The sequence below is a fragment of the Meiothermus sp. genome (genome assembly GCF_025060375.1).
Taxonomy (GTDB): Bacteria; Deinococcota; Deinococci; order Deinococcales; family Thermaceae; genus Meiothermus.
Map to the genome: position 1 here is coordinate 46,223 of NZ_JANXCG010000012.1, position 21,155 is coordinate 67,377.

25 protein-coding genes and 1 tRNA gene are annotated in these 21,155 nt (G+C 66.7%); 15 read left to right on the forward strand and 11 right to left on the reverse strand.

The window, feature by feature from the left end:
- Position 1 precedes the first annotated feature (1 nt).
- From NZ849_RS01590 to NZ849_RS01600, 3 genes are read left to right on the forward strand one after another with little or no spacing between them, the layout of a single operon-like run.
- Positions 2-1,084, forward strand: coding sequence for a glycosyltransferase family 2 protein (locus NZ849_RS01590; protein ID WP_295403342.1), 1,083 nt, complete (start codon positions 2-4; stop codon positions 1,082-1,084).
- A complete protein-coding gene (locus NZ849_RS01595) occupies positions 1,081-2,433 on the forward strand; it encodes an NAD(P)/FAD-dependent oxidoreductase (RefSeq protein ID WP_295403345.1) in 1,353 nt (450 codons plus the stop codon). The genes NZ849_RS01590 and NZ849_RS01595 overlap by 4 nt, the downstream gene beginning before the upstream one ends.
- Positions 2,420-3,520, forward strand: coding sequence for a cytochrome P450 (locus NZ849_RS01600; protein ID WP_295403348.1), 1,101 nt, complete (start codon positions 2,420-2,422; stop codon positions 3,518-3,520). The genes NZ849_RS01595 and NZ849_RS01600 overlap by 14 nt, the downstream gene beginning before the upstream one ends.
- On the opposite strand, the gene NZ849_RS01605 is transcribed toward NZ849_RS01600, so the two are convergent.
- Positions 3,517-3,891, reverse strand: a complete 375-nt coding sequence (locus NZ849_RS01605; RefSeq protein WP_295386582.1) for a hotdog domain-containing protein — start codon at positions 3,889-3,891, stop codon at positions 3,517-3,519. The two genes, NZ849_RS01600 and NZ849_RS01605, sit on opposite strands and share 4 nt — an antisense overlap.
- Before the next feature lie 86 nt (positions 3,892-3,977).
- Between NZ849_RS01605 and NZ849_RS01610 the strand changes: the two genes are divergently transcribed.
- The 3 genes from NZ849_RS01610 to NZ849_RS01620 are packed head-to-tail and all read left to right on the forward strand — an operon-like array spanning position 3,978 to position 7,131.
- The gene (locus tag NZ849_RS01610; RefSeq protein WP_295403351.1) at positions 3,978-5,252 is read left to right on the forward strand and encodes a Glu/Leu/Phe/Val dehydrogenase; all 1,275 of its coding nucleotides are present in this window, start codon (positions 3,978-3,980) and stop codon (positions 5,250-5,252) included.
- Between the two features lie 10 nt (positions 5,253-5,262).
- Complete coding sequence (locus NZ849_RS01615; RefSeq protein ID WP_295386577.1) at positions 5,263-6,540, forward strand: Glu/Leu/Phe/Val dehydrogenase; 1,278 nt, start codon at positions 5,263-5,265, stop codon at positions 6,538-6,540.
- Between the two features lie 30 nt (positions 6,541-6,570).
- Positions 6,571-7,131 (forward strand): GNAT family N-acetyltransferase, encoded by a 561-nt coding sequence (locus NZ849_RS01620; protein ID WP_295386574.1) that lies wholly within the window; start codon positions 6,571-6,573, stop codon positions 7,129-7,131.
- Between the two features lie 6 nt (positions 7,132-7,137).
- On the opposite strand, the gene NZ849_RS01625 is transcribed toward NZ849_RS01620, so the two are convergent.
- The 5 genes from NZ849_RS01625 to NZ849_RS01645 are packed head-to-tail and all read right to left on the reverse strand — an operon-like array spanning position 7,138 to position 11,479.
- Positions 7,138-8,097: a polyprenyl synthetase family protein gene (locus NZ849_RS01625; protein WP_295386571.1), complete on the reverse strand. Its 960-nt coding sequence runs from the start codon at positions 8,095-8,097 to the stop codon at positions 7,138-7,140.
- A 59-nt stretch (positions 8,098-8,156) separates the two neighbouring features.
- Entirely contained in the window at positions 8,157-8,555 is a 399-nt protein-coding gene (locus tag NZ849_RS01630) for a hypothetical protein (RefSeq protein ID WP_295403353.1), read from the reverse strand.
- Positions 8,552-9,193: a redox-sensing transcriptional repressor Rex gene (locus NZ849_RS01635; RefSeq protein ID WP_119361112.1), complete on the reverse strand. Its 642-nt coding sequence runs from the start codon at positions 9,191-9,193 to the stop codon at positions 8,552-8,554. Before NZ849_RS01635 ends, NZ849_RS01630 begins: the two co-directional genes overlap by 4 nt.
- 19 nt (positions 9,194-9,212) lie before the next feature.
- Positions 9,213-10,040: an SPOR domain-containing protein gene (locus NZ849_RS01640; protein ID WP_295403356.1), complete on the reverse strand. Its 828-nt coding sequence runs from the start codon at positions 10,038-10,040 to the stop codon at positions 9,213-9,215.
- Positions 10,041-10,042: 2 nt separating this feature from the next.
- Positions 10,043-11,479 carry a tetratricopeptide repeat protein gene (locus NZ849_RS01645; RefSeq protein ID WP_295386559.1) on the reverse strand — a complete coding sequence of 479 codons (1,437 nt, stop codon included), beginning with the start codon at positions 11,477-11,479 and terminating at the stop codon, positions 10,043-10,045.
- A 334-nt stretch (positions 11,480-11,813) separates the two neighbouring features.
- On the opposite strand from NZ849_RS01645, the gene NZ849_RS01650 reads away from it, so the two are divergent.
- From NZ849_RS01650 to NZ849_RS01675, 6 genes are all read left to right on the forward strand, one after another.
- A tRNA-Trp gene (locus NZ849_RS01650) sits at positions 11,814-11,890 on the forward strand.
- Positions 11,891-11,947: 57 nt separating this feature from the next.
- Positions 11,948-12,166, forward strand: coding sequence for a hypothetical protein (locus NZ849_RS01655; protein ID WP_295386556.1), 219 nt, complete (start codon positions 11,948-11,950; stop codon positions 12,164-12,166).
- Positions 12,167-12,168: 2 nt separating this feature from the next.
- Positions 12,169-13,086 carry a metallophosphoesterase gene (locus NZ849_RS01660; protein WP_295386553.1) on the forward strand — a complete coding sequence of 306 codons (918 nt, stop codon included), beginning with the start codon at positions 12,169-12,171 and terminating at the stop codon, positions 13,084-13,086.
- Positions 13,087-13,095: 9 nt separating this feature from the next.
- Complete coding sequence (locus tag NZ849_RS01665) at positions 13,096-13,659, forward strand: ankyrin repeat domain-containing protein (RefSeq protein ID WP_295386550.1); 564 nt, start codon at positions 13,096-13,098, stop codon at positions 13,657-13,659.
- A 17-nt stretch (positions 13,660-13,676) separates the two neighbouring features.
- A complete protein-coding gene (locus NZ849_RS01670; protein ID WP_295386547.1) occupies positions 13,677-14,084 on the forward strand; it encodes a CoA-binding protein in 408 nt (135 codons plus the stop codon).
- Positions 14,048-15,028, forward strand: coding sequence for an A/G-specific adenine glycosylase (locus NZ849_RS01675; protein WP_295386545.1), 981 nt, complete (start codon positions 14,048-14,050; stop codon positions 15,026-15,028). The genes NZ849_RS01670 and NZ849_RS01675 overlap by 37 nt, the downstream gene beginning before the upstream one ends.
- Here the strand turns inward: NZ849_RS01675 and NZ849_RS01680 are convergent.
- Both NZ849_RS01680 and NZ849_RS01685 read right to left on the reverse strand, forming a co-directional pair.
- Entirely contained in the window at positions 15,025-15,705 is a 681-nt protein-coding gene (locus NZ849_RS01680; RefSeq protein WP_295386542.1) for an FAD-dependent oxidoreductase, read from the reverse strand. The two genes, NZ849_RS01675 and NZ849_RS01680, sit on opposite strands and share 4 nt — an antisense overlap.
- A gap of 7 nt (positions 15,706-15,712) precedes the next feature.
- Positions 15,713-16,291, reverse strand: coding sequence for an ABC transporter ATP-binding protein (locus tag NZ849_RS01685; RefSeq protein ID WP_295386539.1), 579 nt, complete (start codon positions 16,289-16,291; stop codon positions 15,713-15,715).
- Positions 16,292-16,353: 62 nt separating this feature from the next.
- On the opposite strand from NZ849_RS01685, the gene NZ849_RS01690 reads away from it, so the two are divergent.
- Together NZ849_RS01690 and NZ849_RS01695 are read left to right on the forward strand one after the other, a co-directional pair.
- The gene (locus tag NZ849_RS01690; protein WP_295403360.1) at positions 16,354-17,331 is read left to right on the forward strand and encodes an ABC transporter ATP-binding protein; all 978 of its coding nucleotides are present in this window, start codon (positions 16,354-16,356) and stop codon (positions 17,329-17,331) included.
- Between the two features lie 10 nt (positions 17,332-17,341).
- Positions 17,342-17,980: a thiamine diphosphokinase gene (locus NZ849_RS01695; protein WP_295386534.1), complete on the forward strand. Its 639-nt coding sequence runs from the start codon at positions 17,342-17,344 to the stop codon at positions 17,978-17,980.
- On the opposite strand, the gene NZ849_RS01700 is transcribed toward NZ849_RS01695, so the two are convergent.
- Positions 17,956-18,453, reverse strand: a complete 498-nt coding sequence (locus NZ849_RS01700; protein WP_295386531.1) for a hypothetical protein — start codon at positions 18,451-18,453, stop codon at positions 17,956-17,958. The two genes, NZ849_RS01695 and NZ849_RS01700, sit on opposite strands and share 25 nt — an antisense overlap.
- 78 nt (positions 18,454-18,531) lie before the next feature.
- Between NZ849_RS01700 and NZ849_RS01705 the strand changes: the two genes are divergently transcribed.
- Positions 18,532-18,762 (forward strand): hypothetical protein, encoded by a 231-nt coding sequence (locus NZ849_RS01705; protein WP_295386528.1) that lies wholly within the window; start codon positions 18,532-18,534, stop codon positions 18,760-18,762.
- A gap of 74 nt (positions 18,763-18,836) precedes the next feature.
- On the opposite strand, the gene NZ849_RS01710 is transcribed toward NZ849_RS01705, so the two are convergent.
- Complete coding sequence (locus NZ849_RS01710) at positions 18,837-19,694, reverse strand: aminoglycoside phosphotransferase family protein (protein ID WP_295403363.1); 858 nt, start codon at positions 19,692-19,694, stop codon at positions 18,837-18,839.
- Positions 19,695-19,728: 34 nt separating this feature from the next.
- Positions 19,729-20,970 (reverse strand): MFS transporter, encoded by a 1,242-nt coding sequence (locus tag NZ849_RS01715; protein ID WP_295386525.1) that lies wholly within the window; start codon positions 20,968-20,970, stop codon positions 19,729-19,731.
- Positions 20,971-21,155 lie beyond the last annotated feature (185 nt).

A 21,155-nucleotide genomic window follows, 5' to 3' on the forward strand; every position in this document is an offset into this window, starting at 1 on the left:
GATGGGGTGGCTCGAGCCCCTTCTCTACGCGGTTCTCCTCTGGCTTGGGCTAAAGCTTTTGGTGTTGCTGGTAAACCTATTTTCCTTCCCGGTGCTCCGCGGAGGCCAGGATGGGCCCTTTCCCGAGGTTTCCCTGCTGGTTCCGGTTCGCAACGAGGCCCACAACCTGCGGAAGACCCTCCCGGGCCTGCTGCGGCAGGAGGTGGGGGAGGTGCTGCTCCTTGACGACGGCTCCACCGACGGCACGGCTGGGGTGGTGGAGACCCTGGCCCGGGGCGACAGGCGGGTGCGCCTGATCCCGGGCCGGCCCAAACCCGAGGGGTGGGTGGGCAAAGCCTGGGCCTGCCACCAGCTCGCCCAGGTGGCCCGGGGCGAGGTGCTGATCTTCACCGATGCCGACGTGTGCTGGAGGGAGGGGGGGGTGGGGGCGGTGCTGGACTTTATGCGCCGGGAGGGGGCGGGCCTGGTCTCGGTATACCCGCGCCAGGTAACCCCCACCCTCCTCGAGCGGGTCCTGCTGCCCCTGATCGACGACGTGCTTTTGTGCTATCTGCCCTATCCACTGGTCCGTACCCCCTTTCCCCAGGCCGCGGCGGCCAACGGTCAGGTGATGGCCTTCCAGCGCGAGGCCTACTGCGTGGTGGGGGGGCATGCCGCGGTGCGCGGCGAGGTGCTGGAGGATGTGCGCCTGGCCCAGCGGGCCAAGGCCAGGGGGGTGCGGTTGGCGGTGGCCCTGGGGGACGGTTGGGTATCGGTGCGGATGTACCGGAGCTACGCCGAGGTGGTGGAGGGATTGGGTAAGAACCTGATTGAGTTCCACGCCCGAAGCCGCTGGCTGCTCCTCCTTTCCTACCTGGCCCACCTTTTGGCCTACACCCTGTGCTGGCCCCTGGCCCTGGTTGACCCCCTGTGGCTTTGGGTGGGAGGCATGGGCTTTTTAGAGCGGGTTATGCTGGGCCTGAAGACCGGACGGGATGGGTGGGAGTTCCTGTTGGTACCCCTGGCCCCCCTGCTCAGCGCTCCCATTTACTGGCGCTCCGCCCAGCGGCGCTACACCTGGAAGGGGAGGGAGTACACCCGGTGAAAGCGATTGTGGTAGGCGCGGGTTTCGCGGGTCTGGCCGCGGCGCTCAGGCTCCGCAGGGCGGGGCTCGAGGTGGAGGTTGTCGAGCAGCTCCACCAGCCCGGGGGTAAGGCGGTGGGCTGGGAGGGGGTGCCCACCGGGCCCACCCTGCTCACCCTGCCGGAGGTGCCCCTCCGCATCCTGGCTGAGTGGGGCCAGGGGATTGAGGGGCTCAGACCGGTCTCCCCCCTCACCCGCTACATCTGGCCGGATGGCCGGGTGTTTGCGCCCGAGCTCGAGCCGGAGCCCACCCTGGCCCAGCTCTCCCAGGAGGAGGCCCGGGACTACCTGCGTTTGCTAGGGGTGGCGAGGCGGCTCTACGAGGGGGTGAAGGGGACCTTTCTGTTCGGCCCTCCACCCCCTTTGGGGAAGCTCCTGCGCTACGGTTTGCTCGAGGGTCCCAGGGCCTACCCCTTTCGCACCCTGGCCGACCTGGTGGCCTCTGGCCCCTACCTCACCCCCTTCTTCCTGCGCTTCGCCACCTACCTGGGCGCCAACCCCTACAGGGCCCCGGCCGTGCTGCACAACATCGCCTGGGTAGAGCTGGGGCTGGGGGTTTTCCACCTGCCGGGGGGCTTGCGGGCCCTGGTGGACCGGCTGTACGGTCTGGCCAAGGGCCTTGGGGTGAGGTTTCACTTTGGCCAGAGGGTTCTGCGGATGTGGGCCGCTCGAGGGCGGGTGCTGTCTTTGGAGACCCCAGGAGGAAAGATGTGCGCCGACCTCTACGTCTCGGCTGCCGACCGGCACTTCACCCTGGGGTGGCTGGGTCTCCCCATGCCCCGCTATGCGCTGGGGGTCTCCGGTTTTGCGGTGCTCATGAGGTTCAAGGAGCCGGTTCCGCTTGGCCACTACGTCTACTTTTCCCCCGACTACCGGGGTGAATGGGGGGAGATAGAGCGGGGCCACTGGCCCAAGACCCCCACCCTCTACCTGCATACGGATGGGGAGGCCGGGTTTCTGCTGGTCAACGCCCCCCCTCTGCGAGGGAGAGGAAACCCCCCAGTGGGGGTTCAGGAGTATGCCCGCCACCTGCTCCTCAGCCTTCGCGGCCTCCACCCCCTTCCCATAGCCGAGTGGCGGGCTTTGAGCCCTTTGGACTACAGCCAGACCGCCTACCGGGGGGCCCTGTACGGCCGAGCCCCACACGGCCTCCTTGGGGCCCTGCGGCCGGGGTGGAGGGTGGGGCGTCTGGCCAACCTGGTCCAGGTGGGGGGGACGGTGCACCCAGGCGGGGGGGTGCCTCTGGCCCTGCTCTCCGGCTGGAATGGGGCTGGGTGGCTCCTGCGGAGGGTGGAGGATGGGGCGCTCTAGCCTGCCAGAACCCAAGGGCTACCCCTGGGGTCCCTTCGGCCACCTGCCCCGCTGGGCGGGGGAGCCGCTTTCCCTTTTGGAGGAGGGGGCGGCCTTGGGCTCTGTGTTTGGCCTGAGGCTGGGCCGCAGGGCGGTGGTGGGTTTTAGCCCCGCCTGGAACCGCCTGGTTCTCTCCGACCTGAACGCCTTCCGCTCCCGCGGGAGCCTTGCCAGCCTTACCCCTTACCTGAGCGGGGGGATCATCACCACCGACGCTCCCTTCCACAAACCCCAGCGGCAGACGCTCAACCCCCACTTCCACGCTCGAGCCCTGATGGCCCTGGAGGAGCGCTTGCGGGAGGCCCTGAGGGCCGTTCGGCCGCAAGGGGCTTTTGAGGCGGTGGCCTGGTCTTCTAAGGCTGCCCAGACCGCCCTCAACCTCCTCTACTTTGAGGGGCGCTTTCCCCCAGGGCTCCTGGCCCGGTTCCTGGCCCCTCTGAAACGGCCCTTTCCGGCCCCTTTGGTGCCGCGTCCCTTGCTTTTTGCCCGGGTGCGCCGGATGGTGCGGGGTTTGCAGCAGGCAGGGTGTGGTCTGGCCGCCCACCTGCCCCTGGAGGAGGTGGTGGTGGGCCTGGCCGCGGGCTACGACACCACGGCCCATACCCTGGCCTGGGCCCTCTGGCACGCGGCCCTGTACCCCCAGTGGAACACCCCCGAAGGGCTTCCCCTGCTCCTCAAGGAGACCCTGCGCCTCTACCCTCCGGGCTTTGTGGGAAGCCGCCGGGCGGCACGGGCGGTGGAGTGGGAGGGCCACCTGATTCCCAAGGGGAGTCTGGTGCTCTACAGCCCCTACCTGACCCACCGCCACCCCGAGCTCTGGCCCAATCCCCTTGACTTTGACCCCTCCCGCTTCCTGGGGCGGATTCCGGCCTGGGCCTACCTGCCCTTTGGCGGGGGAGAGCGCACATGCTTGGGCATGCACTTTGCCCAGATGACCCTCCGGGTGGCCCTGGGGCTCTTCTCCCGCCTGCGGCCGCTTAGGGGCGACCCGAGGCCCTGGCCCGCGCTGACCCTGGCTCCGGCTGGGGAGCTTTGGGTGGAGGCCTAGACCGAAGGGGGAGGCTCGTCCACCGGAACCGGCCGGCCCTGCTCGTCCACCGCCACGTAGGTCAGGTTGCCCTTGGTGGCAAGCATCTTAGGTTCGCGCAGGTTTTCCCGGTACACCTCCACCTCGACCGTGAGGGAGGTGCGCCCCACCCGCACCACCCGGGCCACCACCTCGAGCAGGTCCCCTACCTTGATCGGCACCTCAAAGACCACCTCCCCCACCCGCACCGTTACGCACCGCTTGCGGGCCCGGCGGATGGCCGCGTATGAGCCTACCTTGTCCATCAAGCCCAGCACGAACCCCCCAAAAGCGTTGCCGCCGGGGTTGGCGTGCTCGGGAAAAACCAGCTCCAAGGTGCGCGCCTCGCTCATGGGCAAGAGCCTACCGGACGCCCTGGGGTTGGGCAACGGGCGGGTATACTCTTGAACGGCTGTTCGTCTACGCGAAGGAGGTTCTCATGCCACTCAGAAACGCCTACCGTCCCCCAGGCGAAGCCGGCCTTTGGGAGAGCTTCCTGCGCCGGCTCGAGGCCACCATCCGGGTCGCGCAGATTCACCCTGCCACCATCCAGTACCTCACCCACCCCAAGCGCGTCGTGGGGGTTTCCCTCCCGGTGGTGATGGACGACGGAAGCGTGCGCAACTTTACCGCCTACCGGGTGATCCACAACATCGCCCGGGGACCGGCCCTGGGCGGGGTGCGCTACCACCCCGAGGTGAGCCTAGGCCAGACCTGCGGGATGGCGGCCTGGATGACCCTGAAGGCGGCGGTCTATGGCCTGCCCTTCGGGGGGTCGGCGGGGGGGGTGGCGGTGGAGCCGGGGAAGCTCTCCCGCCGCGAGCTGGAGCGCCTGTCGCGCCGCTACGTGACCGAGCTCATAGAGCTGTTGGGCCCGGATGAGGACGTGCTGGCCCCGGATGTCGGAACCGACCAGACCATCATGGCCTGGTTCCAGGATACCTTCACCATGACCCGAGGCCAGACCATCCTGAGCGCGGTGACCGGGAAGCCCCTCCCCCTGGGGGGGGTCTCCCTGAGGGACGAGGGGGGAGGGCAGGGGCTGGTCTACGTGCTGGCCGATTTGGCTCGAGCCAACGGCTGGCCCCTGGAAGGGGCCACGGTAGCCATCCAAGGCTTTGGTCAGATGGGCGGTGCGGTGGCCCGCTACGCCCTGAAGGAAGGTCTGAAGGTGGTGGCGGTCTCCACCAGCCGGGGTGGGGTCTACAACCCCGAGGGGCTCGATGTGGCTGCGCTGGAGGCCTACTACCAGAAGTGGGGCCACCTGGCGGGTTTTCCGGGGGGGCGCCCGATTGCCAACCTCGAGCTTCTCAGCCTGAAAGTGGACTACCTGGTGCCAGCGGCCCTGGAAGGCGCAATCAACGAGCAGAACGCCCGGCAGGTGCAGGCCCGGGTGGTTGTCGAGGGGGCCAACGGGGCGGTGACCCCTGAAGCCGAGTACCTTCTGCGGCTGAACGGGGCCGAGGTGGTGCCCGATGTCCTGGCCAATGGGGGAGGGCTGGTGCTCTCCTACTTGGAGTGGGTGCAGGATCTCTCGATGCTCTTCTTTGAAGAGGGGGAGGTTCAGCAGCGGCTGCGCCAGTTCGTTCACCAAAGCCTGCAGGCGGTGCTCGAGCGGGCCCGCCCCTTGGGCGGCGACCTACGGGTTGGGGCTTATGCCCTGGCCCTGGAACGCATCAACGAGGCCACCCGCCTGCGCGGGGTTTACCCATGAGGAGAAGAGGATGAAGTCGGAACCGCTTTCGTACCTTTCCAGCGAGAACATTGGACCATGGGAGATCTACTTGGCCCAGGTGGACCGGGTGACCCCCTACCTGGGCAAGCTGGCCTTCTGGGTGGAGGACCTCAAGCGGCCCAAGCGCATCCTGGTGGTGGATGTGCCCGTCCAGCTTGACGACGGCTCCGTGGCCCACTTTGAGGGCTACCGGGTCCACCACAACACCTTCCGCGGCCCGGCCAAAGGTGGGGTGCGCTACCACCAGGACGTAACCCTCTCCGAGGTGATGGCTTTGGCGGCTTGGATGACCATAAAGAACGCCGCGGTGGGCCTTCCCTACGGAGGCGGTAAGGGTGGGGTGCGGGTAGACCCCCGCAAGCTTTCGCCAGGGGAGCTGGAGCGCCTGACCCGCCGCTATACCTCGGAGATCGGCATCATCATCGGGCCGGATAAGGACATCCCGGCGCCTGACCTGGGTACTGGCGCTCGTGAGATGGCCTGGATGATGGATACCTACTCCATGAACGTGGGCCGCACCGTCCCTGGGGTGGTGACCGGAAAGCCCATTGCCGTCGGGGGTTCCCTAGGGCGCCAAGACGCCACGGGGCGGGGGGTTTTTGTAACCGCGGCAGCCGCAGCGGAGAAGATAGGCCTTTCGGTGGAGGGCAGCCGGGTGGTCGTCCAGGGTTTTGGCAACGTGGGCAACGCCGCGGCCCGTATCTTCCACGACCATGGGGCCCGGCTGGTAGCAGTTTCCGACGTCACCGGGGCCATTCGCAACGACGGGGGTATTGACCCCTACGACCTCACCGCCTACGTGCGGCAGATGGGTGGGGTTAGGGGCTACCCCAAGGCCGAGCCCATTCCGGCCCCGGAGCTCTTCTCCACCCCCTGCGAGTTCCTGATACCCGCGGCCTTGGAGAAGCAGATTACCGAGGCCAACGCCTGGAAGTTGCAGTGCAAGGTGATTGCTGAAGGGGCCAACGGCCCCACCACCCCTGCCGCTGACGACATCCTTGCCGAGCGGGGCATTGTGGTGGTGCCCGACGTGATCGCCAACGCAGGCGGGGTTACGGTGAGCTACTTTGAGTGGGTGCAGGACTTCAACAGCTTTTTTTGGACGGAGGGAGAGATAAACGCCAGGCTCGAGCGGTTGATGCGCCAATCCTTCGAAGCGGTCTGGCAGGTGGCTCAGGAGAAAAGGGTCACCCTTCGCACCGCGGCCTATATCGTGGCGGCCACCCGTGTGCTTGAGGCCCGGGCCATGCTTGGCCTCTACCCATAGCCCCACCTGGTCTTGGCGTATGCTAGGGTTGTGACGGCTAGCAGCACCTGGCCCCGCCACGGCAGGGTGACCCTGAAGCCCTTTACCGAGCCCCTGAGCGAGACCGAGTGGCGCCGTTTCTACGATTGCTTTCGTGACCCCGAGATTGCCGAGTGGAACGGCAGCCGGCCGCTCAGGATGCCGCTTTGGCTTTTCAAGCGGGTGGTGATGGGCGAGGTAGCCCGGGGTGACCGGTTGGGTTTTGGCATCCTGGACGAGCGGGGGGAGTGGCTGGGCACGGTGGAACTCTACGAGCTCACCCCCAGCGAGGCCACCTTGGGCATCCTGATTGGGGCCAAGGACCGCTGGGGGCAGGGCTACGGCACCGACGCCGTCAAGGCAGTGCTGGAGTACGCCTTCTGCAAGCTGGGCCTAAAGAAGGTCAAGCTCCGCACCTACAAGCACAACCTGCGGGCCCAACGGGCCTTTGAGAAGGCCGGGTTCCGCCACGTGGAGAAACCGCCCCAAGGCGGGCTGCGCCTAGGCCTAAGCCTGGGCCCTAAGCACGAGTTTATCCCCATGGAGATCACCAAAGAGGAGTGGGGCTGCTGAGCGGGCCTACCTGACCCGCACCCGTTCTCGCAGGGCCAGGGCCTCTAGCTCCTCCCGGGCGCTCGAGGCCGGCAGGAGGCGCAGGGCCCCCAGGGCAGCCTCCACCCGCGCCGCAATGGCGGCCTCCACTTGCTGGGCTACCCCCGACTCCACCGCCAGGGTTCGCAGCCTGGGGATGTCCTCCGGCTGCCCCCCCCTGCGTTTGAGGATGGCCCCCACCTCCTCGGGGTAGCGCTCCAGGAGCCATAGCGTGATGAGCGTAACCTTTCCCTCGCGTACATCGCCTCCAGCAGGCTTTCCCAGCACCTCTGGGCTGCCCATCAGGTCCAGGTAGTCGTCCCGCATCTGAAAGGCTTGGCCGTAAAGCCGCCCAAAGCGGGCCAGGGCTTCGCGGAGGTGGGGTGGGGCCTGGCCCAGCACCGCGGCGCCCTCGCAGGCTACCCGCATCACCGAAGCGGTTTTCCCGTCGATAATGCGCTCGTAGTTTTCCAAGGAGTGCTCGCCCAGGGCGGCTATCTGGAACTGAAGCACCTCTGCTTCGGAAAGCTCCCGGGCTACCTCGGCGAACATGGCCACCAGCTCCATGCATCGGGTCTGGGCCAGCAGGGCCATCAGCCGGGAGAGCAGGTAGTCGCCCGAGAGCACCGAGACCGCGTTGCCGTACTTGCGAAAGGCAGCCTCCTTGCCCCGCCGGGTTTCCGCATCGTCCACGAGGTCATCGTGGAGGAGCGAGGCGGAGTGAAGCAGCTCCACCGCCAAGGCCAGCTCCATGGCGTGGGGTACCCCACCTAAGGCGCTGCTGCTCAGGAAGACCAGCCGGGGCCGAATCCGCTTGCCCCCCGCAGTCACCAGGTCCTCCTCAATCAGGCGGATGAACTCCACCTCCGAGCGCACCACCTCCCTTAACTGGTCCTCAAAGGCGGCCATAAGGGTGGTGAGCTCGGGGGCGAGGTCTTTTATGCTCATCCTGGGGGATTATAGCTCGGAAATACTCTAAGAAACAGGGTCCAGGCCAGCTTTCGGTCCTACGGGTTGATGATGACCTGGCCAGGCAGGGCTACCGTGCGCACCGTTCCGCTCAGGCTCTGGGCGGTGTATCCGGTGATGGCCAGGGTGCCCGGGTTGCTCGTAAAGGTAAGGGTCTTGGTGAGCTTGGGGCAGTCGTCGGGCTTGGTGGAAGGAGGGCACTCCGGCACCGCGGCCCCGATGCTGGCGGGGGGGGCCCCGCTCAGGTTGACCTGCAGCAAGGTGGCCGAGGGGCTTCCTGGGAGGGGCTGAATTTCAAAGACCACCTGGTACCCGCTGGCGGTGGGGCCAGCTGAGACTGGGTTGAAGCGCACCGTAGGGATGCCCAGGTCGGCCACGAAGTTGCTGCAACCTGATAGGATGAAGGCAACCGCCATCAAGGCTATAGGCTTTCTCATCCAATCATCTCCTCTCGCCACTTTGGATTCAGCACAAAGAAGGAAAGCCTGCTTAGGCCAGCCAGAAAGTCCACGTTCTCCACCGCCACCTCCTTGGGTACCTCCAGGACCGCTGGGGCGAAGTTGAGGATGCCCTTGATTCCCGACTCTACCAGGCGGTTGGCCACCGCTTGGGCCGAGTCTGCGGGAACCGCCAGGAGGCCAAAGTCTATGCGCCGCTCGGCAACCGCTCGGGGCAGGTTTTCCACGCTCTCCACGGAGAGGCCGTGAAAGCTCAGGCCGAACTTGGCTGGGTCGCGGTCAAATAGGCCCCGCAGCTCGAATATCTCGCTGAAACCTGGGTAGTCGGCGATGGCCTGGCCCAGCCGGCCCATCCCCACGATGCATAGGCCCCAGCGGCGGTTGAGGCCTAGAATTTGGCGCAGCTCGCGGCGCAGCACCTGGACGGTGTAGCCAACCCCCCGGGTACCGTAGCTGCCGAAGTAGGAGAGGTCTTTGCGCACCTGGAAGGCGGTGACCTGGGCTTCCTCTGCGAGCTGCTCAGAGGAAGTCCGGTGGATGCCGCGGGCCTCTAGGTCTTCCAGAATACGCAGATAGGTGACCAGACGGGAGATCGCGGCGCTGGGCACTTTAGCCATGGGAGACACCTCTGTGCATCTAGCGAACCTCCAGAACCTCGAGCCCCTGCTCCCGCAGCGCGGCGGCAGCGGGGCCCGGGTCAGCAAAGGGGCCCACCCGCACCTTGATCAGACCCCCCTCTTCCAGCAAGACCACCGGGTACCCGGCCTTTCGCACAGCGTCAACGACCGGCTGGGCGCTCTTGGCGTTGCGGAAGGCCCCTACCTGGAGGTAGCGGGGAGGGGATGACTGGGGGGCCTGACGGGTAATGCGCGGCCCGTGGGCGCTTAGGGTGCTGGCAACGGTTTGGGCCCGGTTCTGGCTGGCGTAGGGGCCCACCCAGACCCGGGTTAGGTTGTCCGACTCCTCGAGCCGGGCGGGGTAGCCCTGGCTGCGGAGCCCAGAGGCCAGCCGCAGGGCGTTCTCGGGGTTGCTGAAGGCCCCCACGACCACCCACCAGCTCCCCCCTGGGTCGGCCGCCAGGCTGGGGCGGCGGGCCTGGGGCGGGGTGGCTGGGGGTGGGGGAGGTGCTGAGGAAGTTTTGGGGGACTCCAATGGGGTAGACCTGCTCACCTGCGGGGGGGCCGGTACGGGCTTGATGGGCTCGGGCTGGGGGATGGGTTGTACGGTCACCACCGGTTCGCTCTGCGGCTTTTCCGCTGGGGCTGGCGGGGTGGGATTGGGCGGCGAGACCGGCTGGACCGGGGCGGCCTGCGGCACGGTGGGCTGGGGCTGGGATGCTGAGGGGGAGGGCTGCTGACCCGCGAAGGGGTTCACCCCGGTCAGGAAGAGCACCACCCCGGCCATGATGAGGGCTACCAGGAGGAAAATCAGCGCGTCAAGCCAGTTTGTGCGAAGCCAACCCATGGTTACCGTAGGAGTTCGCGAGCGGGGCCGTAGCCCAGCTCGGCGGAGCGCTGCCAGGCCCGGCGGGCCTCTGCGGCGCGCCCCAAGGAACGCAGCGCCAGGCCCAGGTTGTACCAGGCTACCGGGTTGCGGTTGTCCAAGGCCACCGCTTGGGAGAGCACCCGCTCGGCGTCGGAGTAGCGGCCCGCTGAGTAGAGGGCAGCGCCTAGGTTGGCCGCGGTAGCGGCGCTGGGGGCCAGGCTTTGGGCTCGCTCGAGCGAGGCCGCGGCGGCGGCATAGTCCTTCAGGTTGAACTGGGAGACCCCTAGAAGGAACCAGGCCTCAGCGTTGTCGGGTTTTTGTTGGGTGAGCTGGGAGAGCAGCTCCACCGCTTCGTTGTAGCGGCGCAAGGTATAGGCCGACTTTCCCTGGAGGAAGAGGGCCTCGAGCCGCTCGTTGCCCTGGCCGAGGCGGGCGGCCATGGCGGCAAAGCGCCCCGCTTCGGCGGCCCGGCCCAACCGGTCGTAGGCGGTGGCCAGACCTAGCAGAATCTTGGGTTCCTCGGGGTTTTGCGCGTAGGCGTTTTGGAAAGATTCCAACGCACCCCTCGCGTTGCCCTCCCGTAGCTGGGCTACCCCCAGGTTGTAGTGGGCGGCCCAAAGCTTGGGGTCAAGGCGCACCGCTTCCTGCAGTGAGGCGGTCTGCTCCCGTCCCTGCTGCAAGGTGGACTTTTTCAGGAGGAGCTGGGCCCGGGTGCTGTTGTCCTGGGCAGCTTCCAGCCCTCGGTCGATCTCCCGCAGGGCCCGCTGGGGAAGGCCTTGGGCTACGTAGATGTCGGCTATCTGGGAAACCGCTTGCACATTGCTGGGTTCGCGGCTGACTATCTGGTAGAGCACCGGAAGGGCCTCTAGGGGTTTTCCAGCCCGTACCAGGCTGTCGGCCAGCAGCGAGGTCAGCTCGGGGTCGCCGGGTAGCTTTTCCAGACCTTTTCGGGCCGCGTTGGCGGCAGCTTCGTGCTGCCCCTGGCCTCGCAAGGCCTTTACCTGGCCCACATAGGCCGGCTTGAGATCAGCGGGGCCCAGATTAGCCCTTTCCCCCACCTCAACCGCCTTGGCGAAGGCCTCGGCGGCTTCAGCGGCCTGGCCCTGCCGGTCGCGCACCACCCCTAGATTGAACCAGCCCTCAAAGCGGTTGGGGTCCAGCACGGTGAGCTGGGTGAACTCAAAGGCTGCGCCCCGCAGGTCGCCTAGCCGGTAAAGGGCTAGGCCCAACCCAAAGTGGGCGCTGTAGTTGGTGAAATCGCGGGCGATGACCGCCTCAAAGCCCCGCACGGCCTCGTTCAGCCGCCCGGCCTCGAGGGCGGCCTGGGCCTGTTGCAGGGTTTGCTGGGTTGCGGCCTGGTTTTGCTGTGCTGAGCCCAGCGAGAGAACCACAAGCGCCGCGCACAAAAGGTGTCTCATAGCCTCTCCCTTAGACTAACCATTGTGGTCCATTCTAGCATGTGAAGCCTGCGCACAAGCGGAAAACGCACCCTGGACTGGAACCCACCGGGTGGAAGGGCTAGCGGCTGCTTTGCTGTGGGGTTGAGGTGTTGTCGCCCACGGGCCGTTGTGCTCCCGGGCGTAGGTGGGGTGGCAATGGCGGCGCCCTGGGTATGGGGACGCGGTCGCAGGGCGAGAATGAGGACTTTTCGCCAACCTCGCTCAGGGTTGACTTTTGCTGCTCTCCAAAGCAAAATGGGGGCTACGGGGCGCTGTGGTACCCCGAAAAATTCCGATGGGAAAGCCAAAACAGGGGCCGTTAGCTCAGCCTGGTAGAGCGTCCGTCTCCAAAACGGAAAGTCGGAGGTTCGAATCCTTCACGGCCCGCCAGCAGGCCCCGGCGAAGCCCGGGGCTCTTCTCCTGGAAGGGCCTGCTATCCTAGGGTTATGGCCCGGGGTCTTTTGTTGCTGGTGGTTCTCTGGCTGGTGGCCGTAGGGGGTTTTTCGCTCCTCCGCCGGGTTCCAAAGACCTCGCCCTTGTGGGCCCTGCGCGATTTTTTCTGGTTGCTGTTGCTGGCTAGCAGCAGCGTGTTGTTGCTGGGGCTTGTTGCCTTGGCGGCGGGGCTTATCAGCTTGCAAAACAGCCCGTTTGTTCCGGAACACTAGCCATGCGGGTTGCGGTCTTGGCGGACATTCACGGGAATTTACCGGCTTTGGAGGCGGTTTTGGCTGACCTGCGCCAGGTGCAGCCGGAAATGGTTATCGTAAACGGCGACCTGGTCAACCGTGGGCCGGCAAGCCGTGAGGTAGTGGAGCGTCTGCTGCACCTGAGCACTTCCCAGGAGGGGAGGGCGCTAGCTCCCAGAGGGCTTTACTTCACCCTGGGCAACCACGACGATCTGTTGGTGCGCTGGGCCCGGTGCGACCCCTCTATCGCCGAGCTATACCAAGATCCCCTCTTTGCCCCGGCGGCCTGGTCGGTGGGTCGGCTTTCCCAGGAGCACCTGGACTGGCTGGCTGGGTTGCCCTACCAGGTGGTGGTGGACGGGGTGGGGGTGTTCTGCCTGGGGCAGGCTGGGGGGGTGGGCCAGCCGGTAACGCTGCGGGTAACCCATGGCTCACCCCGGCACTACCGCGAGGGCTATGACGAGCACGCCTTGGGGGTACTTGGGGAGATTGAGGACCGCTACCCAGCCCGGCTGTTGGTGGGTTCCCACACCCACCGCCCGTTCATGGGTAGGCTCGAGCGGACCCTGGTGCTCAACAGCGGGGCGGTGGGCTCGCCCTTCAACGGCGACGCCCGGGCTCAGTATGTGGTGGTGGAGTTGGGGGAGAACCACCTGCGGGTGGAGTTTCGCCAGGTTCCCTACGACCTGGAGGCTGCCCTACGGGCCTTCTACGACTCGGGGTTGATGGAGGAGGGAGGGCTTGGGGCGGAGATCTTCTACCAGGAAACCCGCACAGCCCGCTCCTTGCTGATGAACTTTTGGCACTGGGCCGAGGCTGAGGGGCGGCCCCGCGACTGGGAGGCCTGGTGGGCGTACCGGGCTGCCCACCCCGAGCGTTTTCTGCCCCCTTTGCGGTAGGCTTAGGCCATGCCTTCTCCGGAGCGAGTCCGGGATTTTGTGGTGGCGGCCCACGGCGACCTGGAGGGGGTCCGCCGGATGTTGGAGGAAGAGCCCGAGCTTTTGCATCAGGCCCACGAGTGGGGGCCGGGCGACCGCGAGACAGCCATCCAGGCTGCGGCTCACACTGGCCAGCGGGCTATTGCAGAGTACCTGCTGGCCAAGGGGGCCCTGCTGGAGGTCCCTACCGCGGCCATGCTGGGGGATGTGCCCCAGGTGGAGCGGATGCTCTCTCAAGACCCGGGGCTGGTCCGGTGCAGGGGGGCCCACGGCATTCCTCTTCTGCCCCACGCGGCGCTTTCGGGGAGGCCGGAGATGCTGGCCCTGGTCTGGGCCAGGGGGGCTCGGGAGGGGGTGGAGCAGGCGTTGCGCCTGGCCGTCTTGGGCAATCGGGTGGAGGCGGTGCGCTGGCTTCTGGAAAAGGCCGCGCCCGAGCTGGGGAGCAGCCCAGGCGGAAGGACCCTCCTCGAGCGGGCCGTTGAGCTGGGGCACCAGGAGATTGTGGCCCTGCTGAAGGCTCGCCTGGAGCCCTAGGCAGTATGCTTTTCGGTATGAGCCCCCCAGAGCTTCGGGCGTTGCTCCAATCGGCCCGCACCGTGGCGGTGCTGGGCGCCCATCCCAACCCGGTCAAGCCAGCCCACTACGTCCCCGCGTACCTCAAGGAGAGGGGCTACGAGCTGTTGCCGGTAAACCCCGCTTATGCCGGGCAGGTCCTTTGGGGGCGGGAGGTGGTGGGGTGCCTGGATGAGCTGGAAGGGCCAGTGGACATCCTGAACGTCTTCCGTCGAAGCGAGGTGCTGTTGGGCCACCTCGAGGAGGTTCTTCGGCTGCGGCCTGGGTTGGTTTGGTTGCAGTCGGGCATTCGGAACCAGGTGTTTGCCCAGCGGCTCGAGCAGGCTGGGATTCCCGTGGTACAGGACAGATGCTTGATGGTGGAGCATCGGCGGCTTCTGGGCTAGAGAAGTCCCTTCTGGACTGGTACCGGCGGTACCAGCGGCCCCTCCCTTGGCGGGGCGAGCACGACCCTTACCGCATTCTGCTGGCAGAGGTCCTCTTGCAGCAGACCCGGGTAGCCCAGGCCATTCCCTACTACCACCGCTTCTTGGAGCGTTTTCCCACCCTGGAGGCCCTGGGCCGGGCTCCCTTGGAGGAGGTGCTGCGGGTCTGGCAAGGGTGTGGCTACTACACCCGGGCCCGCAACCTGCACCGCCTGGCCCGGCAGACCAGCGCACTGCCCCCTACCTACGCCGGGCTTCGGGAGCTGCCCGGGCTAGGCCCCTACACCGCGGCGGCGGTGGCCTCCATTGCCTTCGGGGAGGCTGTGGCCGCGGTGGACGGGAACGTGCGCCGGGTCCTCTCCCGCCTGCACGCGTGGGAAGACCCCTCTCCCAAGCGCCTTCAGCAGTCCGCCCAGGGGCTTTTGGAGGGGGCGCTTGGCTATGGCTCTCCGGGGGAGTGGAACCAGGCTTTGATGGAGCTGGGGGCCACGGTCTGCACCCCCAGGAGGCCGGCTTGCTCCCGCTGCCCTCTGGAGCGGTTTTGTCGGGGCAAAGGCCAGCCGGAACGGTACCCTCTGCCCAAGAGCCGCAGGCCGAAGCCCATCGAGCTCACCGCGCTGATTCTGGGAGGGCCGATGGGGGTTTACCTGGAGCCCCGCTCAGGAGGGGTTCTGGGGGGGCTTTGGGGGGTGCCGATGGAGGAGGGGCCTGGGGGCTTGGAGCGGCTCTTGAAGCGCTTTGGCCTTGAGGAAGCTCGCTTTGTGGGGCGCTTGCGCCACGACTTCACCCACCGCAGGCTCCAGGTCTGGGTCTACCAAGCCCCATGGGCGAGGGTGGAGGACCCCAGGCGGCGGCCCCTCTCCCGCTTGGACCAGAAGATTCTGTCCCTGCTGGACACCGCCTAGAGGAGCTTTGCCAGCCGCATCCCCTCCTCCACCATCTGAGCGTAACTTCCCCTGCCCAGCACGCACAGCCCTACCCCATAGAGCCCCTCTACCCGGGGGAGGCGGAAGGTATGGGCCTCCCACTCCCCAGGAGCAAAGACCTGGTACTCCACCCGGTAGCCTGGGGTTCCCTCCTGGGGGGCTACTTCGGCGGTCTGCGGGGCGAAGCGGAAGCCCAGTTCCTGTAGGTGCAGGTACAGGTCGGGGTAGGCCGCTTCCGAAAGCCGGCCAGCCTCCTCCACCACGTTGCCGATGTAGAGCTTGGGGGAGAGAAAGCTACCCACGGCCAGCACCACCTTTGGAGCAGTTTTCCTAGGGCCCTCCCAGCTTTCTATCCCCACCACCCGCCAGCCCTCTAGCAACAGCCGGGTGGCCGAGAGCTGGAGCAGGTGAATCTTGGGGTGGTTTTCCAGGCGGTACTTGGCCTGGCTGTGTAGGGCCCAGCCCCTTTGGCTCAGGGGCCCCACCTCAGCCAGCAGGGAGCCCTTGGGGTAGGGGGGCTGGACGGGGGTAAAGGGCAGGTAGACCGAGTCTAGGCTGGTGGTCGCCAGCCCCACCTTGACGCCTCTGTTGGCCAGCGCATAAGCGGCCTCGGCGCCCGAAAACCCCCCTCCCACGATGAGCACCTCGTAGTCCACGGGGACATCATAGCGGTGCTCCGAGCTGTACACTTCGGTTTACCAAGGGAAGCCACCCTCTGTCGTGGGTAGCGATGACCACCCCGCCTCGGGAACGGGCCTCCTGGACCATCCCCTCCAGCAAGCCACGCCCTTCGGTGTCCAGCGCCGTTTCTGGTTCATCCAGCAACCATATCTCAGGGCCCAGAAGGGCCAGCCGGGCCAGGGCCAGGCGCTTTCTCATGCCGCTGCTGTAGCCAAGCAGGGGTTTGTGGGGGGGAAGCCCCACGCGCTCGAGGGCCGTGCGGACCCGATGGGGGTCTGCCCTGCGCCCCTCCATACGGAGGGCGTAGAGCAGGTTTTCCAGCCCGCTAAGGTGTCGATAGAAGGCTGGGGGATTGCTCAGGAAACCCACCCGGCCCCGCACCTCCAGGCTTCCCGAGGTGGGGCGCACCAGCCCGGCCAGCATCCGAAGGAGGGTGGTTTTACCCGCTCCGTTGGGGCCCAGAAGGGCCACCGTCTCCCCTTCTGCTAGCTGGAAGTCCAAATTGCGCAGCACCCAGTCGCGCCCGTAGCGTTTGGAGAGGCCCTTCGCCAAGACAAGCATCCTCTACCATCATAGGCCAGCAGGCCTGGCCTGCCTCAGGTGGGGTGGTGTAGGCTCGAGCCATGCTCAAGCTGGTGGGCCTGCGCAAAACCTACCCGGGTTTCACCCTCTCCCTTTCCCTCACCGTGGGCTCTGCGCAGACCCTGGCCCTTTTGGGGCCCTCCGGCAGCGGCAAGACCACCCTGCTGCGCCTGGTTGCCGGTTTGGAGGCCCCCGAGGCGGGCCAGGTTTGGCTGGGGGAGACCCACCTGACCCCTCTGCCCCCGGAGGCCCGGGGGGTGGGGTTGGTCTTTCAGGACTACGCCCTTTTCCCCCACCTTTCGGTTTATGAAAACATCGCCTTTGGATTGCGGGAAGCCCGATGGGAAGCCCATCGGGTGCGGGCTCGGGTGGCCGAGCTGTTGGAGCTGACCCACCTGGGGCCCCACGCCCAAAAACGCCCCCACCAGCTCTCAGGGGGGGAGCGCCAGCGGGTGGCCCTGGCTCGAGCCTTGGCCCCCAGACCCCGGGTGCTCCTTCTGGATGAGCCTTTGGGGGCGCTTGACCTGAAGCTGCGGTGGGAGCTGCTTTGGGAGCTGCGGGCCATCTTGCGCCAGGTTCAGGTGCCTACCTTGGTGGTCACCCACGACCACGCCGAGGCCTTTGCGCTGGCTGAACAGGTTGCCCTCCTGCGGGAGGGGCGGCTGGTGCAGCAGGGAACCCCCGAGGCCCTCTACCGAAAGCCGAAGACCCTGTGGGCGGCCGCCTTTTTGGGCCAGCGCAACCTGTTTTCCTCCCAGGAAAGCCTTGAGCTAGGCCTCCCGGCCCGCCCCCACCTGCTGCCCCAGGAGGCCATAGGGTTGGGCGAGGGGGAGGAGGCCCAGGTTCGGGAGCGCATCTTCAAGGGCCCCACGGTGGCGCTGGAACTGCTCTGGCGCGGCCGTCGGCTTTTTTGGGAGGGCCCGGAGCCTGGTCTCTATCCGGGCGACCGGGTTGGGGTACGGCTGGACTGGTCAAAGGCGGTGGGGCTGGAGGAGGAAGTGGCCCTCTCCGGGGCCTAGACTTCAGGGTATGGCGTCCTTTGCCGTTTTGCTGGGGGGGGTGCTGGTCCCCACCCCCAGGCTTTTGGCGCAGGTAAAGGGCAGCCGGGCCATTGCTGCCGACGGAGGTATGGCCCACGCCGAGGCCCTGGGTCTGGAGCCTGAGCTTTGGGTAGGCGATTTTGACTCGGCCAGCCTGGCCCTTCAGCAGGCCTTTGCCCACGTCCCCCGGGAGGTGCATCCGGTGGACAAGGACCTGACCGACGGCGAGCTGGCCGTGCGGGCGGCGCTCGCGCGTGGGGCAGACCGGTTGATCCTGGTGGGGGCCTTGGGTGGACAGACAGACCAGGCGTTGGCCCACCTCCTGCTTGGGTTGCGGCTGCTTCGGGAGGGGGTGCCCACCCTGCTCAGCTCGGGGCTCGAGGAGGCCTACCCCCTGGTGCCGGGCCGGTTTGCCTTGGAGCTCCCCCTGGGTAGCCGGCTGAGCCTTTTGCCATTGGGGGGGTTTGAGGGGCTCTCCATCCGGGGGGTGCGTTGGCCCCTGGACTCCGCCCAGGTACCGATGGGCAGCACCCGGACCCTCTCCAACCTGGCCACGGGGGTCGTGGAGGTAGAGCTGAACTCTGGGTATGGTGTGTTGCTGGCCTACCCTGAGCCAGCCACCTTGTGAAAATCGTCCAGAAACAGGCCCAGCTGCTCTGCCAGGGCCTCTTGTTCGCGCCGGGCCCGCTCAAAGCGCATGGGCTCGTCCAGGAGCGCGGGCAGGCGGAGCCAGCCCAGGTAGTAGCGCCCGGCCAGGCCAGGTTCCGCCAAGCGGTGCCTTTCGCTTGGGGTCAGAAGCGCCTCAAACCCTTCGGGGCTTTGCAGCAGGGGAGGGGGGTTGGGGTGGAGCCGCTTTAGGAAGGAGCTCAAGACGCCTGGGTTTGACCAGAAGCCGTAGTTGATCTCATCGGAGATCTGCTCTATCCGCGAGAGAAGGGCAGGGTCGCCTTGGCAGCGGATGAGCCTCTGCAACAGCTCGCCCCGTCGCAGGCGCAGGGTGGCGTACTCAGCCAGGGTGTAGAGCCGTCCGGGGAAGAAGTCCAGGGCTACGCGCAGCCGGTGGGCCACCACGTAGTCCTGGTACTCCTGAAAAGGGTCCACGCCTCCATTGTGCAATGGGCTGCGGCCTGTGGAAAGACACCTCATGGCGGCGTTGGGGGAGGTGGGGTATATTTAGGCATGGACGCCCGGGGCTGGGTGGTCAAAGCGGTGGAAAACCTTCGCTTTGCCAGCGAGAAGGAGATTGCCCGCTGGCTGGATGAAGAGGGGGAGAGCTTCTCGCGGCATGAGCTGCAGCAGACCCTTCAGCGGCTTCTGCAGGAGGGGGTGCTGGAGCTCAAGAATGGCCTCTTCCGGCTTCGCCCCAAGGGGAGCGGGGCTCAGGCTTTCGAGCGCTTGTTTAGGGACTAGGGCCCCCTGGGCTAAGAGCCCGGCAAAGCTCCCCTGTTGGGGCGTGACCCCGAGCAGGGAAGGGCGAAGGACCCTTAGAGTTCCAGGGCCTCAAAGCGCTGGTAGAACTCCAGGGCCCTAGGTAGTTTCTCGGCCACCGCAGCCCTGAAGCCTGCTGGCTGCTTTGTGCGGAACCAATGCATGTCGTGCAGGTAGGTGAGGGGAACCCAAAAGCGTAGGCGGCGCCACAAGGACAGGGGTTCGGGGTAGCGGCGCACGATTTGCTTCAGGGCAGCCAGAGCTCTCTCCTTTCCCAGCAGCTCCAGGGTTCCGGTGGTCAGGATGGCCAGGTCGCGCGCGGGGTCGTCGGGCTGGGCCCGCACCCAGTCCACCACTAGGGCCTCCGGCACCCCCTGGGCCCCGGGGTGTTTGAGCAGGATGTTGCCCGCGTGGGGGTCGCGGTGGCAGAAGGCCTGAGGGGTCCCGGCCACCTCCTCAATGTGCGGCCGGAGCCAGCCCACCAGCTTTTGGGCCTGGGGCAGGTCGTGAAGGGTACTGCCAAACTGCCTGAGCCGCTCCTCCAGGCGAGCCCGGCTGACCACCCCAGGCTCAGCCAGGCTGTGAAGGCGCACAAAAAAGCCTGCCAGCTCCTCCAAAGCGGCCTCGGTGCAGGTTTCGGGGGTGAAGTTGCTCCCGGGGTAGCGCCGGGTGACCAGCACCCCGTACCCGTTTATGGCGAGGGCCTCCACCACCCACTCCCCCAGCCCAGCCTTGGTCATGTTCAGCGCCTCGAGGCGGGCTGCCAGGATGCCTCCAGGTTGGGTAGAGGCGTGGCTGGGGGGATAGATTTTGAAGACCAGCCCGTCGCCCGCGAAGGTGCGGGCTTCTGCCCCCCCCACCAGGGGGATAAGGCGCATCTGGTAGCGGGCCTCGAGGGCCGGAAGAACCTCCACCCCGCCCAGGATACTAGGTCGCCTTGGCATGGGGTCAGTCGGAGGCCGCCTGGGGGGTGGGTAGGGAGGGCTCGAGCGGCGGGGTGGGGGCCAGAACTTTGGGCCAGGGGCGGCGAACCATCCAGAGGGTCGCGGCCAGGGTCAACGCCCCCATCGCCCCTACCCCTAAGCGGGCCCCCAGGGCCTCGATGAGCAGACCCGACAGGTAGGCTCCAAGGGGTCCTGAGCCCAGCAAAACCATGGAGTAGACCGACATGACCCGGCCCCGAATCCGGTCGGGGGCCAGGAGCTGCACGGTGGTGTTGGCGTTGATGAGCGTGGTGATCATCCCAAGCCCGGCCAGGGCGAAGGCAAAGGCCGCCCAGCCAGGGGGTAAGGGTAGGGCTAGGGCCAAAAGCGATAGGCCCAGCAAGGCGCTGCCTAGAACTGCCCGCAGAGGCCGGGCCCGGGCGGTAATGGCCTGAAGGACAGCGGCCAGGATGGAACCCAGCCCCACCGCCGACATGAGGAGGCCGAAGCCCTGGGCGTCCAGGCCGAGCTCGAGCCGGGCGTAGGCCGGCACGATGGTCTGGAAGTTCATGCCCAACAGGCTAGAAAGCCCCACCAGCAGCACCACCTGCCGCACCAGCGGCTCCCCCCAAACGAACCGCAAGCCCTCTAGTGCGTCGGCCACCACTCCGCCCTTCCCGCGCTCCACCGCGAGGCTGGGGGACTTTAGCAACACCCACAGCAGGGGTACGAAGGAGAGGGCGTTGACCAGGTAGCTCCAAGAGAGGCCAAACCCAGCGATTAGGAGGCCGGCCAGGGCGGGACCCAGAAGGCGCGAGGTGTTGAAGCCAAAGGAGTTGAGTGCAATGGCCCCTGGGTAGCGCTCCTTACCGGCCAGCTCTACCGTGTAGGCCTGCCGCACTGGCAGGTCCATAGCGTTGAAAAGACCGTAGAGAAAGGCGAAGACTAGAACATGCGGATACCGCACCCAGCCGGTTGCGATGAGGATAAACATCCCCAGGGCCAGCACTGCCATCCCGCCTTGGGTCAGCAGGAGCAGGTTGCGCCGGCTGTAGCGGTCGGAGAGAACCCCTGCGGGCAGGGAGAAGAGGAGGGAGGGCAGAAACTGCAGGGCCACCACCAGGCCTAGGCGCTCGGCGCTGTGGGTCAGCTCGAGCACCAACCACCCCTGGGTGGCGGCCTGCATCCAGGTGCCCATCTGGGAGAGGAAAAGGGCTATCCAGTAGGTCCGGTACCGAGGGTCGCGCAAAAGGGCCAGCGCCAGCACCCACCCATCATACCCCTAAACTGACCGATGGGTCAGTTTTCCGCCCCTGAACCCGGCCAGACACATGTGAGACTGGAGGAGTAAAAATGTGGGGACCACTCCAGGAGAGAGGGGGTCCCCACGGATGCAGCTTACCACGGTTGGCAAAGAGGTTTTGCGGGGAGCGCGGAAGGCCCGGGAACTCC

Coding starts and splice junctions, on each gene's coding strand:
- NZ849_RS01670 (WP_295386547.1), top strand. CDS start 13,677: ATGAGCCCCCCAGAGCTTCGGGCGTTGCTCCAATCGGCCCGCACCGTG.
- NZ849_RS01630 (WP_295403353.1), bottom strand. CDS start 8,555: ATGAGAAAGCCTATAGCCTTGATGGCGGTTGCCTTCATCCTATCAGGT.
- NZ849_RS01665 (WP_295386550.1), top strand. CDS start 13,096: ATGCCTTCTCCGGAGCGAGTCCGGGATTTTGTGGTGGCGGCCCACGGC.
- NZ849_RS01660 (WP_295386553.1), top strand. CDS start 12,169: ATGCGGGTTGCGGTCTTGGCGGACATTCACGGGAATTTACCGGCTTTG.
- NZ849_RS01625 (WP_295386571.1), bottom strand. CDS start 8,097: ATGAGCATAAAAGACCTCGCCCCCGAGCTCACCACCCTTATGGCCGCC.
- NZ849_RS01705 (WP_295386528.1), top strand. CDS start 18,532: ATGGACGCCCGGGGCTGGGTGGTCAAAGCGGTGGAAAACCTTCGCTTT.
- NZ849_RS01645 (WP_295386559.1), bottom strand. CDS start 11,479: ATGAGACACCTTTTGTGCGCGGCGCTTGTGGTTCTCTCGCTGGGCTCA.
- NZ849_RS01610 (WP_295403351.1), top strand. CDS start 3,978: ATGCCACTCAGAAACGCCTACCGTCCCCCAGGCGAAGCCGGCCTTTGG.
- NZ849_RS01590 (WP_295403342.1), top strand. CDS start 2: ATGGGGTGGCTCGAGCCCCTTCTCTACGCGGTTCTCCTCTGGCTTGGG.
- NZ849_RS01615 (WP_295386577.1), top strand. CDS start 5,263: ATGAAGTCGGAACCGCTTTCGTACCTTTCCAGCGAGAACATTGGACCA.
- NZ849_RS01635 (WP_119361112.1), bottom strand. CDS start 9,193: ATGGCTAAAGTGCCCAGCGCCGCGATCTCCCGTCTGGTCACCTATCTG.
- NZ849_RS01695 (WP_295386534.1), top strand. CDS start 17,342: ATGGCGTCCTTTGCCGTTTTGCTGGGGGGGGTGCTGGTCCCCACCCCC.
- NZ849_RS01685 (WP_295386539.1), bottom strand. CDS start 16,291: ATGCTTGTCTTGGCGAAGGGCCTCTCCAAACGCTACGGGCGCGACTGG.
- NZ849_RS01655 (WP_295386556.1), top strand. CDS start 11,948: ATGGCCCGGGGTCTTTTGTTGCTGGTGGTTCTCTGGCTGGTGGCCGTA.
- NZ849_RS01640 (WP_295403356.1), bottom strand. CDS start 10,040: ATGGGTTGGCTTCGCACAAACTGGCTTGACGCGCTGATTTTCCTCCTG.
- NZ849_RS01690 (WP_295403360.1), top strand. CDS start 16,354: ATGCTCAAGCTGGTGGGCCTGCGCAAAACCTACCCGGGTTTCACCCTC.
- NZ849_RS01675 (WP_295386545.1), top strand. CDS start 14,048: ATGCTTGATGGTGGAGCATCGGCGGCTTCTGGGCTAGAGAAGTCCCTT.
- NZ849_RS01605 (WP_295386582.1), bottom strand. CDS start 3,891: ATGAGCGAGGCGCGCACCTTGGAGCTGGTTTTTCCCGAGCACGCCAAC.
- NZ849_RS01600 (WP_295403348.1), top strand. CDS start 2,420: ATGGGGCGCTCTAGCCTGCCAGAACCCAAGGGCTACCCCTGGGGTCCC.